The following is a 14,180-nucleotide window of genomic DNA, read 5'->3' as shown; positions in this document are numbered from 1 at the left end:
GGGAGGTGCCGGTGCAGACCCGTCGTGACCTGTATCAGGCGCATCGTTTGATGATGCAACGCGTCGGCATGGCACTTCTCGCCGGTGAGCCCGACCTTCCCGAGCCGCCCACTCGCCGGATGACCGTCTCGGCGTTCGCCGGGCTGATGATCGGCGTGCTCATCGTCGCCGGGTTCGGGGTCTGGGGTCTGCTGTCGCCCGGCGGCGCCACCGGCCTGGAGGATCCGGGCACGCTCATCATCGAGAAGGAGACCGGCACCAAGTACGTCTACAGCCAGCAGGCCAAGAAGATGTACCCGGTCGCCAACTACGCGTCCGCCCGGCTGATCCTCAACACCAATGACGTGAAGCGCAAGCTGGTCTCGCAGTCGTCGCTCGGCAAGTACGACCGCGCGCAACCGGTCGGCATCCTCGGCGCGCCCGACTCCCTTCCCACCGCCGACCACCAGGTGACCGGTCCGTGGTCGGTGTGCGGGCACAGCGCGGAGAACTCCACGGGCGGCACCGTCTCGTACGCCTCTCTCGTGGTCGGCAGCGGCGTCGGCGGGCAGTCGCTCAGCGACCGGCAGGCCGTGATCGTGCACGGCGCGGGCGCGTCGTGGGTGGTGTGGCGCAACCAGCGGATGAAGCTGCCCGCCGAGGAGGTGCGTCCGCTCAGCGGCACCGACCATCCTCCGGAGGTGTCGGCGACCTGGCTGAACGCCGTCCCGGCGGGCCCCGACTTCGCGCCGCCGCCGATCCCGAGCCGCGGCACGGAGGTCACCGGGCCCGATGGCGGGAAGGCGGCGGTCGGGACGATCTACGTCGCGCGGGCGGTCGGCGGCCAGGACCGCTGGTACGTCCTGATGAGCGACGGACTGGCTCCCATCAAGCAGACCGAGGGCGTGCTCCTGCAGAACGACCCGGCGAGCAGGAGCGCCTACAAGGGACGTCCGGTCCAGCCCGTACCGATCCCGCCGGCGTCAGCGAACGCCATGCAGCGCTCGACCGACAAGGTGTCCGCGGACGGGCTGCCCGACGTGATGCCCAGCATGATCTCCTACGACGCGACGACGCCGCTGTGCGTGGTCTACTCCGACACCGCGTCCGGCAGCCAGGACGCGCGCGTGGCGGTCGGCGGCACCGTCCCGACGCCGTCCGGGCCCTCCTCGACGACGCCGGGCACCGGCGCCGCCAAGGGCGTGGTGGACCAGGTCGTGCTGCCGCCGGGAGACGGCGCGCTCCTCGGGCTGCTGCCCGCGCCCGGTCAGGTCAAGTCCATCAGCTCGTACTCGGTACTAACGGATCAGGGGCTCCGGTTCGCCGTTCCGTCGGCCGATATCGCGGCCAAACTCGGCTTGGACGGTAAGAAGGTCGCGCCGGTTCCAGGAAACCTGCTCCACTTGATCCCGGAAGGGCCGACGCTGGATCCCAAGCAGGCCATGGAACCTTTGTCTTATCCCAGGTCAGGTGGGTGATTGGCGACCGCTGCGGTGCCTCTTTCCGGAGGTCGCTTCCTGATAACAATTCGGTTGCGTTGGCCATGTCCCTTGACTTCTTCCTATCTACTGGACAAGGGCGTCTAAAGCCTCGTATTGTTGCAACCGATTTGGCGGTCCCCGAGGGACCTAAGGTTGCCCACCGCGCGCCATGGTGAGCGGGGGTGGCCGCGGGGGTGTCGGGCCGCGTGTCAACCATCTCACCGGAGGTGAGCAGTGTCCGAGTCCGGCATCAGCATTGCCAATGCGAAGATCGCAGCCCAGAAGATCGACCATGCGGCGAGCACCATCAAGGGGCTCCAGATGCACACCCAGACCATCCACACTGATCTGCGCTCGGGCTGGGACAGCACCGCCGCGGATGCGTTCACGACGATGTTCACCAAGTACGACGAGGACTTCACCGCGGTCCTGAACGCGCTCCAGGACATGCATCAGAAGCTGGGTCAGGGCACGATCAAGTACGAAAGCATGATCCAGGAGCAGCACGACGCTGTTAACGCGGTGGCTGCGCTGATCAATCGCTAATCGTAGAAGGCTCGATTCACGAGTCGATACGTAAAGTCGGCGATAATTAAAACGGAGGGCCGGGATGGCGGACAAAGACTACACCAGGGCTAGTTTCACGACCCTGCAGCAGGTCGAGGAAGACTTCAGGACGACTCAGAAGGCGTTGCAGGAGGTGCTGGACAACCTCCAGACCGAGATCGAGAAGCTGCTGGACCCCGCGGATCCGGTGAACGGCTTCAGCGGCGCTGCGGGTGAGGCGTACAAGACCAACCGGACGAAGTGGCAGAGCGCGGCGAACGACATGTCGACCACGCTGAACGGGATCACCAACACCGTCCGCGACGTGCACACGAACTACTCGCACGCGGAGAAGGCCAGCTACGACCTGTGGGCTCACTGAGCCTGTCCTGGTCCGGCCTCGGCTGTCGACCAGCCGAGGCCGACCTCCCCGACCCCAGCCGCGGCCGTGCGCCGGTCGCGGCAGGGGTCATCGCCCGTTACGGGGACAATGGCCGGTGGGCGACAAGTTATCCGGGTCCGGGGTGGAACGCCCGGCGCCTGGTTGTAAAGATGGATTCTGGTTGCGGCGGCGGAACCGGGCGGACCCGGTCGCCGTCGTACCCTTGAGACCTGGAGGCCGTCTCTCGGCCGGATTGCAGTGAGGGGAAAGAGTCATGGCGCCAGATCCGAAGACCCCGCAGACTCCGCCTGCCCCCGATCTGTCGCCACAGAAGCCCGACGAGAGCTGGTCGGACTACTGGGCCAGATCGCATCGCAATGCCAACGTCGGCAAGACCAGCTATCCCTGGGGGAACAGCGAGTGGCCCGGCACCGACAAGAGCGACAATAAATACATCTACCGGCCGGAGCTGGTGAACATCGCCAAGGCTCTCCGGCAGGATCTCGCGAATTACACCGGTGAAGGTCTGCCGGCGAGCGGCTCGGGAAACAAGACCAAGAGCGTTCAGCAGCAGCTGTCCGACACGTTCGGTGTCACGGAGCAGCAGATCGGCGCCTGGGACGTCCCGAGCACCTTCCACGGGAGTACTCTCACCAAGACCCAGCGAGCCGTGATCGACGCGAATAATGCGTTCGTCTCCGCGTACCAGGCCGTGATCCGGCGGATCGAGATAGCCGCCGGAATCTCCCAGGACGCCGAGGACCAGAGCCAGGCGGCCGTGAACAACCCCAACAACCTTCCGAACCAGACTTACTGAGGTCGTGGCGATGGGTGACACCAAGAAGACGGTTGACTTCCAGGGCGAACAGCCCACGGGCAATGCGTCGAAGTACCATCCGAACGACATTGTCGGCTTCGCGAACACCATCGACCCGGCGAAGATCCAGGGAGTCGGCGCGGCCTACGAAGGCATCGGGGGTGTCTTCGGTGGCTCGCTGCAGGTGTTCAAGGACATGGCTCAGCGGTTGAGTGAGGCGTGGACCGGTGAGGACGGCTCGGTGGAGGCGTCGCGTCAGCTCGCTCTGTTGTTCATCGCGGCGTCGAACATGCAGACCATCACCAAGCAAATCGGTGGTGTCCTCAAGAACCTCGGCTCCGATCAGCCGGACTTCTCCAAGCAGGCCTCCATTGAAAGCGGGCCTTTCGGCATGGTCACCGCTGCCGACCCGCCCCCTACACCGCTCGGGAATGTCACCCCTACCGATTACGGTGAGAACGGGCACAGCTCGCTTGCGCAGTTCAAGAGCATGGTGACGTCGAACGCCGACTACTTCGCCGGAAAGGACGTCGCCCCGATCATTCCGAACATCACGCCGGGGTTCGTCTATCTCTCCGTTCCGACGTCGGACGGCAAATCCATTTCCATCGACCGGGACACCCCGGCCGAACAACGTGGGCTGTATGCGCAGTATCTGCTGAAGCAGGGCAACAACGGCATCATCCGCACGTGGGAGGGCTTCCCGCAGTCGGTGACCCTGGATCTGCCGCCGGGGTTGCCGGACACGGGCTCGCCCAACAAAGACCCGAAAAAGAGATACAACGGACCGGGCACCACGACGTCCCCGACGCCGAAACTGGCGAGTCCCGGCACGCCGAAGATACCGGGCAACTCTGCCATCCCGGCCGGGCTCAACAACCCGACCGGGCTCAACAACCCGACCGGCCTAAACAACCCGACCGGCCTGAACAACCACGGCGGCACGGATCTGTCCGGGACCCACAGCCCGACCGGCACCGATCTGTCCGGGATCCAGAATCCGACTCTGCCCGACACCGGCAGCACGAATCTGACCAACCCGCCGAAACTCGGTGACAGCGGGACCAACCTCGACCCGAATACGGGATCCGGGCCGAAGCTGGGTAACTCGTACACGCCGTACACGCCGAGTTCGTTCAAGACTCCGGGCCTCGGGAACGGCGGCCTGGGCAAGACCGGGCCGGGTGTCACGACACCGGGCAACACCATCGGCGCCCGCGGCGCGGTGAACACCGCCGCGACGGCGGCCGAGGAGGCGGCGGCCGGCACCGCGGCGGCGAACGCCGCCAAGGGCGGCAACGGTTACATGCCGATGATGCCGCCGATGATGGGCGGGCAGCAGGGGCAGAACGGGGACCGCGAGCGCAGCGCCTGGCTGACGGAGGACGAGGACATCTGGGGAGCGGACGACGACGTGGCTCCGCCGCTCATCGGCTGACCGATACCGCGACGTCGGGCAGGGCGAGTACGCTCGCCCTGCCCTTTCGCTTCTCGGTAGGAAAGAGGACCGCGTGCGTTCGCTGAGGCTCATTGTTCCGGCGGTGTTCATGTCCGCCGCCGTCATCGCAGCCGGGGCGCCCGCCGGAGCGGCGAACACGCCGACACCACACTCCGAGTGGTGGCTTTCGTCCTGGGGCATCGACAAGATCTGGCCGATCACTCAGGGGAACGGCGTCACGGTCGCCGTTCTCGACACCGGCGTGAACGCCCGGCTTCCCGACCTCGCCGGGTCGGTACTGCCCGGCGGTGACATGACCGGGGCGGGGACCGACGGCCGTACCGACACCGACACCCAGAAGGGCGGCCACGGCACCGCGATGGCGGCCCTCATCGTCAGCAAGGGCCGGAGCACGGGAGTGCTCGGCGTGGCACCTCAGGCGCGCGTGCTGCCGGTGACCGTCGGCAACGGGACGGCGACCGCCGAGGATTTCCACGTCCGCATCGCGAAGGGAATCCGCTACGCGGTCGACCACGGGGCGAAGGTCATCAGCATCTCCCAGGCCTTTCCGGCGAGCGGCTATCCGGAGTCCTGCCCGACGGACATTCTCGACTCGGTGGAGTACGCCGCGCGGCACGACGTGGTGATCGCGGCGGCCACCGGTGACGACGGAGGCGCCGGGAACCCGGCGCAGGCACCGGCCTCCTGCCCCGGCGTGCTCGCCGTCGGGGCGGTCAACGCCGACACGCGGCCGTGGCAGCTCACCCAGCAGGTGCCCTTCACGGCGGTCGCAGGACCGGGTGGCACCGTCGGCTGGGTGGGCAAAGACGGAAAGCCGGGACGCACGGGTTCCGGAACGAGCCAGGCCACCGCGCTGACGGCGGGCGGGCTGGCCCTCGTACGCGCCGCCAACCCGAGCATGACCGCCCGCGAGGTCGTTCAGCGAGCCATGGCCACCGCGCTGGACTCCGGCACTCCCGGCCGCGACGACCAGACAGGGTACGGCGCGTTCCGGATCCACCGGGCCATGGACCTGAGCTTCGCGGTGCCGCGAACCGCGCCGAACCCTCCGTACGAGCGGCTCGACCGGGTCATGGGGCAGCAGGCGCCGTCGTCCACGCCGGCCACGTCCGGGCAGGCGGAGAAGAAGAAGTCCGGCGGCGGCGTGCCGGTCGGGCCGATCGTCGCCGTCGTGGTGTTCGTCCTGGTGATCGGCCTGGCGGTCGCGGTGGGCGTCGCGCGGAGACAGCGGGCGGACGGCGGTTCGCCGGGCGACCGTACGCCCGACGCGGAACAGGACGCCGCGCCCCAGTCCTTCGGCCGGCCGGATCGACGGGATCCGGGTGGCCACTGACGGCCAGCGGGAGAGCCGTCGGCCGTTCGCGCTCCTTCGTCCGGCGATTATCGGGGAGAATGGCGCGGCATGTACCGCGTGACCGCGTCGGCGTAGGGTGCGCGGTGATGTGGCTTATCAGGGGAACCGGTCGCCGTGGTCGACGGTCTGATCAACACGATTGGTGAGCCTCCAGGCTGGACGCTCCCGTTCTCAGGAGATTGGTGAGGCAGATGCCGCTCGCGTACGTACACGGCGTTTACTACGCGCCGATCAGGCTGATCATCTACCTGGTCATCTTCGGCATCGTCGCCACCATCGGGGCGATCGCGCGCCGGTCCAGACGGAAGAACATGAACCAGTATGGCCAGGTGCCGGGCCAGTGGCAGCAGCAGACCCCGCCGCCGGGTTCGCCGTACGGCGCCTGGACCAACCAGCAGCAGGGCTATCCCCAGCAGGGATACCCTCAACAGCAGGGCTACCCGCAGCAGGGGTATCCCCAGCAGGGATACCCCCAGCAGCAGGGCTACCCGCAGGGATACCCGCCTCAGGGACAGGTGCCCCAGAACTACGACCAGCCTCCTCAGCAACAGGGATACCAGCAGCCGCCGTGGTAAGAATCGGGATGATTGTTGCCATCTGTCGCCCTATGTCCGGTAATGCCACTCCTGGTCACTCGACACCCCCTCTAGTCGGTTGAAACCGCACCCCACTTCACGCGAAGCTTTCTACGCTGTGCCCCTAGTGAAGCCGACGAAGTACGGGACGTGGTGGATGTGACAGCCCGCGAAGCCCGGTTACTGCAACCGGGCCGCGTCTACGTCGGCTGGCGCTATGCCCAGGTCCACGACGACCCGGGGCCTCCACCGAAGCGCCCGACGCCTCCCGAGTCGGAGAAGGTCGACCACGAGTGGCTGGCCTCGCAACGGCAGAAGGAGAACCTTTTCAACCGGCCGCTGCGGATGGTCGGTGTCGCCACGGCGGTGGGAGCGCTTCTCTTCATCGTGTTCGGGGTCACCGGCACGCTCCCGTGGGCGTTCTCCATCGCGGGCCTCGCGGCGTGCGCCGCCATCGCGGGGATCACCGGCTACTCCATGTGGCAGAGCGAGAAGGCGTTGCGCGCGCGGCTGGCCGAGGAGCACGAGCGGTACCAGCGCCGGGAGGAGGAGCGGCGCCGCCGCCTGGAGGCGGCACACGCCGCGCACGCCCGCGCGTACCAGGAATGGCAGCACCGGCGTGAGGCCTTCGAGTCGCAGCACGAGTGGTACGCCGTCACCGTGCCGCAGGGCGTGGGCCGGGTCGACGTGGCCGGCGGCACGCTCTCCGGGTGGTCGGCGATGGTCACCATGATGGGCGCGGCGCGGCTCGCCAGCGGCTCGCAGGTGACCGTCCTGGACCTGTCGGAGGGCGCGGTCGCCAAGGAACTGATCGAGCTCGGTCACGACCAGGCCGAGCGGCCGCTCGTCTGGGTGCTGCCGGGCGACCTGCCACAGCTCGACCTGACGCACGGGCTCGGTCCGGAGGAGCTCGCCGACGTGCTCTCCCTCGTGGTGAGCGTGAGCGAAGAACAGTCGAGCACCCGCGATCTGTCCTTCGACAACGCGATCCTCGAGCGGGTCCTGGGCGTGTTCGGCGGCCGGGCCCCGATCCCGCGCATCACTGCGGCCCTGCGGGCCCTGGCCCAGGTGGGCGACCCGCGCGACGACCTGCGGAGCGGGCTCATCACCGATGAGGAGCTCGCGAAGATCACCACGATGTTCGGCCGCGGCGCCGCCGACCGCGTCGTCATCGAACGCGCCTGGGCCCTGGAGTCGCAGCTGCGCAAGCTGGAGAAGCTCGGGTCCAATCCGACGCTGCTCCCGCCGAGCCGGCTGCGCGTCATCACCACCGATCGTCGCGCCGGCGTGCTCACCAACCGGGTGCTCGGCACGTACGTCGCCGCCGCGCTCACCCATGTGCTCCGTGCCTCCAAGGAGGGCGAGCCGTGGGCCCAGACGCTGATCCTGTGCGGCGCGGAGAAGCTGCGCGGCGACGTGCTGGACCGCCTCATCGACTCGTGTGAGGCGACCTCGACCGGTCTGGTGCTGATGTACCGGTCCATCCCGCCGCACGTGAAGGAGCGGCTCGGCCGCGGCGACGCCGCCGTCGGGTTCATGCGGCTCGGCAACGCCGAGGACGCCCGTGTCGCCGCCGAGCAGATCGGCGCCGAGAAGCTCCTGGAGATCGCCGAGCTCACCGACAAGATGAGCGAGGCGGTGGCGGCCGACGCGGAGAACGGCGCGTACGTGAGCACGGTCGGGCGCTCCGTGCCGACGGTGTTCGAGGGCACCGGCACCTCGGAGGACGAGCTGCCGGAGGGCATCGGCCGCGCGACCGCGTGGGGCCAGAGCACCTCGCGGGCGGCCGACGCGGGCAAGGGCTCGCGCGAACTGGCGGTGGAGCCCCACGAGCTCCAGCAACTGCCGCCGACCGCCATGATCTTCACGCATCCGGAGCCGTCGGGCCGCCGCATCATCCTCGTGGACGCGAACCCGGGCATCATGACGCTGCCCACCGCCAACATCCAGGAGTACGAAGAGGCCACCGGCCCGACCCGCGCCCGCCACGCGAAACCGGACATCACCCCGCCGGACGGCTCGCCGCGCACCGCCCCGAACCTCGGCCCGCCACCGGAGCGTCTCGACTTCCGCAAGAAGAAGCGCTGACCCGCCGGATCGGGTGCCCGCTCAAGCGGACACCCGATTCAGCGGTCGGGCTATGCGGGCAGCCGGTCGAGCACCTCACGCAGCATCCGGCCCTGCTCCTTGAGCATCTGCCCATGCTCGGTGAGCATCTGTCCGTGCTCGTTCAGCACGATGCCGTGGTCGACCTGCGTGCTGCGGACTGCGGCCATCTCGAGTACCAGGCCAGAGAGGATGGTGGACTGCCGCTGAAGGTGGGCGGCGTGCTCCGATTGCGTCATGCCGATCGCGTTGAGCACCTGCCGCTGCTTGCTGAAGCCGACGCGGGTGTCCGCCACGTCCTTGTCGAGCGCGCCGAACAAGTCGGTCACCTGCTCGGCCCGCTCGGTCCGCTCGCGCAGCCTTGCCTGTTCTTCCTCCACGGCGGCCACCCGCAGGCAGAGGTCTTCGATATCGCTTCGCAACGAGAATCCTTTCGGTCGGGGTCGAGACAGCAGGAACGCTAGCCCCCGTAAATGCGGAGTGCAATCGATTCGCTACAGAAAGTTAAGTGGGGGTATCGCGAGTCGTGCGGGACGGTGACCTGCCGGGTTTCGTACTGGTGGGTCCGGGTTCGGGCTTCCTCTGGCACGAACGGGCGCAGGGCGGTAAACCTTCATGCGTGGCAGGGGTTGCTGGGGGACTTCAGGGGCCGTGGTACCGGGTTCAGGCGATTCTGTCGCCGGCGCGTGGTGCGTCCGCCGAATGGGACTTCGTCACGGTGCTGCCCGCGGTGCTGTCGGCGGCGCAGAACGGCCGGCCGTTCGTCGTCGGATGGATGTCCCGCGGAGGCGGTGCGCCGCTCGAGCTGATCACCAACGCCGGGCCGCTCACTCCTTCCGCCGAGCCGCAGCAGGGCCTGCTCTTCCCCAACGGCGCGCGCGGGGTGGAGATCGGTGACGACTGGCTCGAAGACGCCGCCGCGATGACCTGGAGCCGTTGTCCGGCCCGGCTGGCGCCGCCGCTCATGTCGACGCGGGCGGACGGCGGGCCCGGTCTCTTCGAGTCCACGCTGGTGACTCTCATGGGCCGGCCGTTCGGCTGGCTGGTCATCGCCGAACAGTGCGGCGAGCAGGTGCTCAAGGATGAGGTCACGGACCTGCAGTACGAACTGCAGGTGCAGCGCCGCGGCGACGACGAGCTCGCGGTCGCGCGCCTCGAACGCCGGATGGCCGAGCTCGAGGCATTCCAGGAGGCCGGCCTGTGGCGGGTGCGCGTGCTGGCCGGCGCCGCGTCAGCGCGTGAGCTGGACCAGATCGCGCCCGTCCTCGTGGGCTCGGTCGAGATGAGCCACCACCCGTACCGCCTGCGGTCGGGGGAGCGCGCCGTGCGCTTCCACGAGGCCGTGCACGTCGACACGCAGGACCAGGACCTGCGCTCGCCGTTCGTCGCGACCGCCGGTGCGCTGGCCGCCCTCGCCGGGCTGCCGCGCCGTGAGGTGCCCGGACTGCGGGTGCTCGACGCCGGCTACTTCGACGTGACCTCCGAGGTGGGCGGGGCCGCGGACGAAAGCCTCGCCCTCGGCGCGGTCCTCGACGGGCAGGACCGCCAGGTCGGTACGTTCACGGCGCCGCTGCAGACCCTGAACCGGCACGTCTTCGTCACCGGCTCGACCGGCGCGGGCAAGTCCCAGACCGTACGCCACCTGCTCGAACAGCTCACCGAGGCGGGCATCCCGTGGCTCGCCATCGAGCCGGCCAAGTCGGAGTACGCCACGATGGCGGGCCGGATCGACGCGCCCGTCACCGTGGTGAACCCCTCCGACCCCGGCGCCGTGCCGCTGTCGGTGAACCCGCTCGCGCCCGCGCCGGGCTATCCCGTGCAGGCGCACATCGACATGGTCCGCGCGCTGTTCCAGGCGGCCTTCGACGCCGAGGAGCCCTTTCCCCAGATCATGTCGCAGGCCCTGCAGCGGGTGTACGAGGCGAACGGCTGGGACGTCGTCACCGGGCGCGGCCGCCCCGGCTCGGCGATCGAGCCCGCGGTGCCGACCCTCGAACAGCTGCAGAAGGCCGCCCTCCAGGTGATCAGCGACGTCGGCTACGGCAACGAGCTGATGGCCGACGTCAAGGGGTTCGTCGACGTACGGCTGCGGTCGCTGCGCATCGGCTCGGCCGGCCGGTTCTTCGAAGGCGGGCACCCGGCCGACATCGAGGGACTGCTCGGCAAGAACGTCGTGCTCGCCATCGAGGACGTCGCCAACGACGAGGACAAGGCGTTCCTCATGGGCACGCTGATCATCCGGATCGTCGAGCACCTGCGGCTGCGCGCCCGCCGCGAGACCGGCACGCGCGACCTGGAGCACGTCATCGTCATCGAGGAGGCGCACCGGCTGCTGCGCAACCGCGGCGAGGGCAGCGCCGGCGCGCACGCGGTCGAGCTGTTCGCGGGCATGCTCGCCGAGATCCGCGCGTACGGCGAGGGCATCGTCGTCGCCGAGCAGATCCCCACCAAGCTCGTCCCCGACGTCATCAAGAACACCGCGCTGAAGGTGGTGCACCGGCTGCCCGCCCACGACGACCGCCGGCTCGTGGGCGCCGCGATGAACCTCGACGAGGACCAGTCGCGCGAGGTCGTGTCCCTGCCGCCGGGCGTGGCGGCGGTCTTCGCGGACGGCATGGACCGCCCGCTGCGGATCCGGGTACCGCTCGGGCGCGACCGCGAGCGCGTCCTGCCCGGGCCGGTGCCGCCGCTCGACGGACGGCGGTCCGCCGCCTGCGGGGGCGAGTGCCGCCACGGCCGTGCCTGCACGCTGTACGAGCTGCGGGAGGCCGACCTGCTCGCCTCCGCGGCCGAGTGGGCGTGGCTGCGGGTGTGGGCGGACACCCTCGTGCTGTCCCATCTCGTCGACCGCCCGATGCCGCGGGTGCCGGACGAGCTCGCCCGTTCCTGGGCGGACCGGCCCGTACGGCTCCGGGAGTGCCTGCTCGCCACCGTCCTCGACCGCGCCGTCGGGCGGCGGTCCGGCGCCCTGCGCGTGGCGTACGCGCCCGAGGAGCTCACCGAACGCGTGGCGAGCGTCGCCGAGCGGCTCCTGGACGGCGCGCGGCCGGACTCATCGCCCGGGCCCGACTGGGTGATCCCGCAGCTGCGGTGGCTGCACGAGATGAGCCGGCTGTTCCCGCCCGGTCCCGGCGTACCGGACAAGCGCGATCCGGTCCCACCGATGGACTACGAACTGCCCGGCCTGAAGGAGCCGCCGGAGCCGCTGTTCGGCCATCGGGTGCGCGCGCTGCGCCGCCACCCGCTGTCGATGGCCCTGGCGTCGAACCGGCCGATCGTGCGCACGGCCGTCCTCGGCGACGACGACCACGCGAGCGTCATGGCCGACCTCGCCGTGGCGGGCCTCGGCGTCGAGCCGCCCGACCGGATCGCGTACGCCGCCGAGCGGATGCGGGCGGGCTGGCTTGAGGACGTGCTCGACTGGCCCGACCGCTTCACCGCCGCGTTCGAGGACCCGGCACTGCCGTTCTTCGATGCCTGAGAGGGGATCTCTCGGCCCGGCCGTTCAGCGAGCCGGAGCCGGCGGCAGGATGGTGCCGGTCCGCTTGAGGGTGCGCATCACCGGGCCCGTCTCCAGCGTCTGGACGGCGTCCAGAGTGCTCACCCGTTCGGTCAGGTAACGGTAGAGGTGGGCGTTGTCCCGGCAGATCACCTCGGCCATGAGGTTGGTCGTGCCGGTGGTGACGCCGATGAAGGAGACCTCGGGGTGAGTGGCCAGCGTTTCGGCGACCGGTACCAGCCCCGAGGGCCGGACCGACATCCAGAGCCTGACCTGCGCCCGGTACCCCAGGGCGCGGGGGTCGAACTCGAACTGGATCAGCAGCGCGCCCGACCGGCGCAGGTGGTCCAGCCGTCGCCGGACCGTCGACTCCGACCAGCCGGTCGCGGTGGCCAGGTCGGCATGGCTGGTGCGACCGTCGGCCGCCAGTGCCGCCAGCAACGCGTGATCGGTGGCGTCGACGGCGACCTGGTTCTCAGGGTCGGCGGTGTACCGGAGTCGCGCGGCGCGTTCTTCCTCCAGAGCGGCCAGCCCCGCCCAGCCGCTGGGGATGGCGAAGCCCCGTAGGAGCGAGTGCGCGCTCATCGCCAGCACCTTGCCGGTCCGCGGCAGCTTGTCGAGGAGCGACGCCTCGCCATCTTCCAGGCGGGCCTGGGTGAAACAGGAGATCTCGGTGCCTCCGGAGAGCAGGTGGACGTAGAAGGTGTCGGGTCGGCGGGCCAACGCGGCGCCCAGTGCACCCGACGCGTCCGGGGTCGTCCGCAGCCGGATGGTCCACGAGGTGTAGCCGAGCCGCGTACCGTCGACGCCGCCGACCACACGGATCGCCCCGGTCGACCGCAGTTTCCGGTAGCGCCGGGCGACCGTTTGCTCGGACACCCCCAGCACCTCGGCGATCCGGCGGAACGGCGCCCTGCCATCCAGCTGAAGGGCGTGCACCAATCCTCGATCAACCGAATCCACCGGCAAAGGCTACCGAGATGGAGGAGTCCGCCAGATCTCGGCCGGTGGCTGGCACGGCGACACCCACGGAAGCGAGCCTTGGTCCGCTACGACAACGACTGAAAGGGCCAGGAACGATGATCCTTGTTACCGGGGCCAGCGGAAACGTCGGAGGCCAGGTTCTGGCCCCGCTTCTGGAACGCGGGATCCGCGTGCGGGCGATGACGCGCACCCCCGAACTCGTCCGGCTGCCCGAGGGCGCCGAGGTGGTGCGTGGCGACCTCGCCGATCCGGAGGGCCTGGAGAAGTGCCTGGACGGTGTGGACGCGGTCTTCCTCATGTGGCCTTTCCACGACGCCCGGCCCATGACGGCGGTCCTGGAGGCGATCAACCGGCATGCCCGTCGCGTGGTTCTGCTGTCATCGGGCGCCGTGCAGGACGGGCTCGCCCCTGACCGGCACACCGACCCCGTGGGCCGGTCGCACGCCGAGGTCGAGCGCCTCCTCCGGCAGTCAGGCCTGGCATGGACCGTCCTGCGGCCGAGCACGTTCGCCGCCAACGCGCTGTGGTGGGCCGACCAGATCCGCGCCGGTGACACGGTCGCCGGGCCGTACGGTGCGGTACCGATGGCGATGCTGCACGAGGCCGACATCGCCGCCGTCGCGGTGGCCGCGCTGACCGAGGACGGGCACGACCGGGCGTGCTACCAGCTGACCGGGCCCGAGCTGCTGACCCAGACCGAGCAGGTCCACATCATCGGCCAGGCCCTCGGCCGGCCGCTGCGGTGGCAGGAGCTGTCCCGTGAACAGGCCAGGCGGCGACTGCTGGACGACGAGTCCTTCCCCGACTCCTTCGTGGACGTCCTCCTCGACGGTTACGCCAAGATGCTCGACGCCCCGGCACCGACCCTCACCCGGACCGTGGAGACGGTGACGGGAACCCCGGCGCGCACTTTTCACCAGTGGGCGCTCGACCACGCTGAACAGTTCTCCCGGCAGTAGACCCCGGCCTCCGGGCTGTCGGTGGCACCGGGGAGGATG

Annotated in this window: 12 protein-coding genes; 10 read left to right on the top strand and 2 right to left on the bottom strand. The window is 69.5% G+C overall.

Annotation, left to right across the window (positions count from 1 at the left end):
• Nucleotides 1-5 precede the first annotated feature (5 nt).
• From eccB to QSK37_RS14960, 8 genes are all read left to right on the top strand, one after another.
• A complete protein-coding gene (gene eccB, locus QSK37_RS14995; RefSeq protein WP_285620809.1) occupies nucleotides 6-1,457 on the top strand; it encodes a type VII secretion protein EccB in 1,452 nt (483 codons plus the stop codon).
• A 237-nt stretch (nucleotides 1,458-1,694) separates the two neighbouring features.
• A complete protein-coding gene (locus QSK37_RS14990; RefSeq protein ID WP_285568181.1) occupies nucleotides 1,695-2,006 on the top strand; it encodes a WXG100 family type VII secretion target in 312 nt (103 codons plus the stop codon).
• Nucleotides 2,007-2,070: 64 nt separating this feature from the next.
• A complete protein-coding gene (locus QSK37_RS14985) occupies nucleotides 2,071-2,388 on the top strand; it encodes a WXG100 family type VII secretion target (protein ID WP_285568183.1) in 318 nt (105 codons plus the stop codon).
• A gap of 274 nt (nucleotides 2,389-2,662) precedes the next feature.
• A complete protein-coding gene (locus QSK37_RS14980; protein ID WP_285620807.1) occupies nucleotides 2,663-3,205 on the top strand; it encodes a hypothetical protein in 543 nt (180 codons plus the stop codon).
• Nucleotides 3,206-3,215: 10 nt separating this feature from the next.
• Complete coding sequence (locus tag QSK37_RS14975) at nucleotides 3,216-4,643, top strand: hypothetical protein (RefSeq protein WP_285620805.1); 1,428 nt, start codon at nucleotides 3,216-3,218, stop codon at nucleotides 4,641-4,643.
• A gap of 73 nt (nucleotides 4,644-4,716) precedes the next feature.
• Complete coding sequence (locus QSK37_RS14970) at nucleotides 4,717-5,997, top strand: S8 family serine peptidase (protein WP_285620803.1); 1,281 nt, start codon at nucleotides 4,717-4,719, stop codon at nucleotides 5,995-5,997.
• 203 nt (nucleotides 5,998-6,200) lie between these two features.
• Nucleotides 6,201-6,593, top strand: coding sequence for a hypothetical protein (locus tag QSK37_RS14965; RefSeq protein ID WP_285620800.1), 393 nt, complete (start codon nucleotides 6,201-6,203; stop codon nucleotides 6,591-6,593).
• A gap of 159 nt (nucleotides 6,594-6,752) precedes the next feature.
• On the top strand, nucleotides 6,753-8,681 hold the full coding sequence (locus QSK37_RS14960; RefSeq protein ID WP_285568191.1) for a hypothetical protein: 1,929 nt from the start codon (nucleotides 6,753-6,755) through the stop codon (nucleotides 8,679-8,681).
• 50 nt (nucleotides 8,682-8,731) lie between these two features.
• Here QSK37_RS14960 and QSK37_RS14955 read toward each other — a convergent pair whose 3' ends face one another.
• Nucleotides 8,732-9,121, bottom strand: coding sequence for a hypothetical protein (locus tag QSK37_RS14955; protein WP_285620797.1), 390 nt, complete (start codon nucleotides 9,119-9,121; stop codon nucleotides 8,732-8,734).
• A gap of 197 nt (nucleotides 9,122-9,318) precedes the next feature.
• On the opposite strand from QSK37_RS14955, the gene QSK37_RS14950 reads away from it, so the two are divergent.
• Nucleotides 9,319-12,180, top strand: a complete 2,862-nt coding sequence (locus QSK37_RS14950) for an ATP-binding protein (RefSeq protein ID WP_285620794.1) — start codon at nucleotides 9,319-9,321, stop codon at nucleotides 12,178-12,180.
• Nucleotides 12,181-12,204: 24 nt separating this feature from the next.
• On the opposite strand, the gene QSK37_RS14945 is transcribed toward QSK37_RS14950, so the two are convergent.
• A complete protein-coding gene (locus QSK37_RS14945) occupies nucleotides 12,205-13,161 on the bottom strand; it encodes an Lrp/AsnC family transcriptional regulator (protein ID WP_285620792.1) in 957 nt (318 codons plus the stop codon).
• A gap of 116 nt (nucleotides 13,162-13,277) precedes the next feature.
• Here QSK37_RS14945 and QSK37_RS14940 point away from each other — a divergent pair, with 116 nt between their 5' ends.
• Nucleotides 13,278-14,141 carry an NAD(P)H-binding protein gene (locus tag QSK37_RS14940; protein ID WP_285620790.1) on the top strand — a complete coding sequence of 288 codons (864 nt, stop codon included), beginning with the start codon at nucleotides 13,278-13,280 and terminating at the stop codon, nucleotides 14,139-14,141.
• Nucleotides 14,142-14,180: the final 39 nt, after the last annotated feature.

Source organism: Actinoallomurus iriomotensis (assembly GCF_030269445.1).
In the GTDB taxonomy this organism is placed as follows: domain Bacteria; phylum Actinomycetota; class Actinomycetes; order Streptosporangiales; family Streptosporangiaceae; genus Actinoallomurus; species Actinoallomurus iriomotensis.
Note: the sequence above shows the minus strand (reverse complement) of the source record. Positions and strands in the feature narration are given on the sequence as shown.

Bases quoted from the DNA above. Each gene is read 5' to 3' on its own strand.
- QSK37_RS14985 (WP_285568183.1), top strand. From the start codon at position 2,071: ATGGCGGACAAAGACTACACCAGGGCTAGTTTCACGACCCTGCAGCAG.
- QSK37_RS14980 (WP_285620807.1), top strand. From the start codon at position 2,663: ATGGCGCCAGATCCGAAGACCCCGCAGACTCCGCCTGCCCCCGATCTG.
- QSK37_RS14975 (WP_285620805.1), top strand. From the start codon at position 3,216: ATGGGTGACACCAAGAAGACGGTTGACTTCCAGGGCGAACAGCCCACG.
- QSK37_RS14940 (WP_285620790.1), top strand. From the start codon at position 13,278: ATGATCCTTGTTACCGGGGCCAGCGGAAACGTCGGAGGCCAGGTTCTG.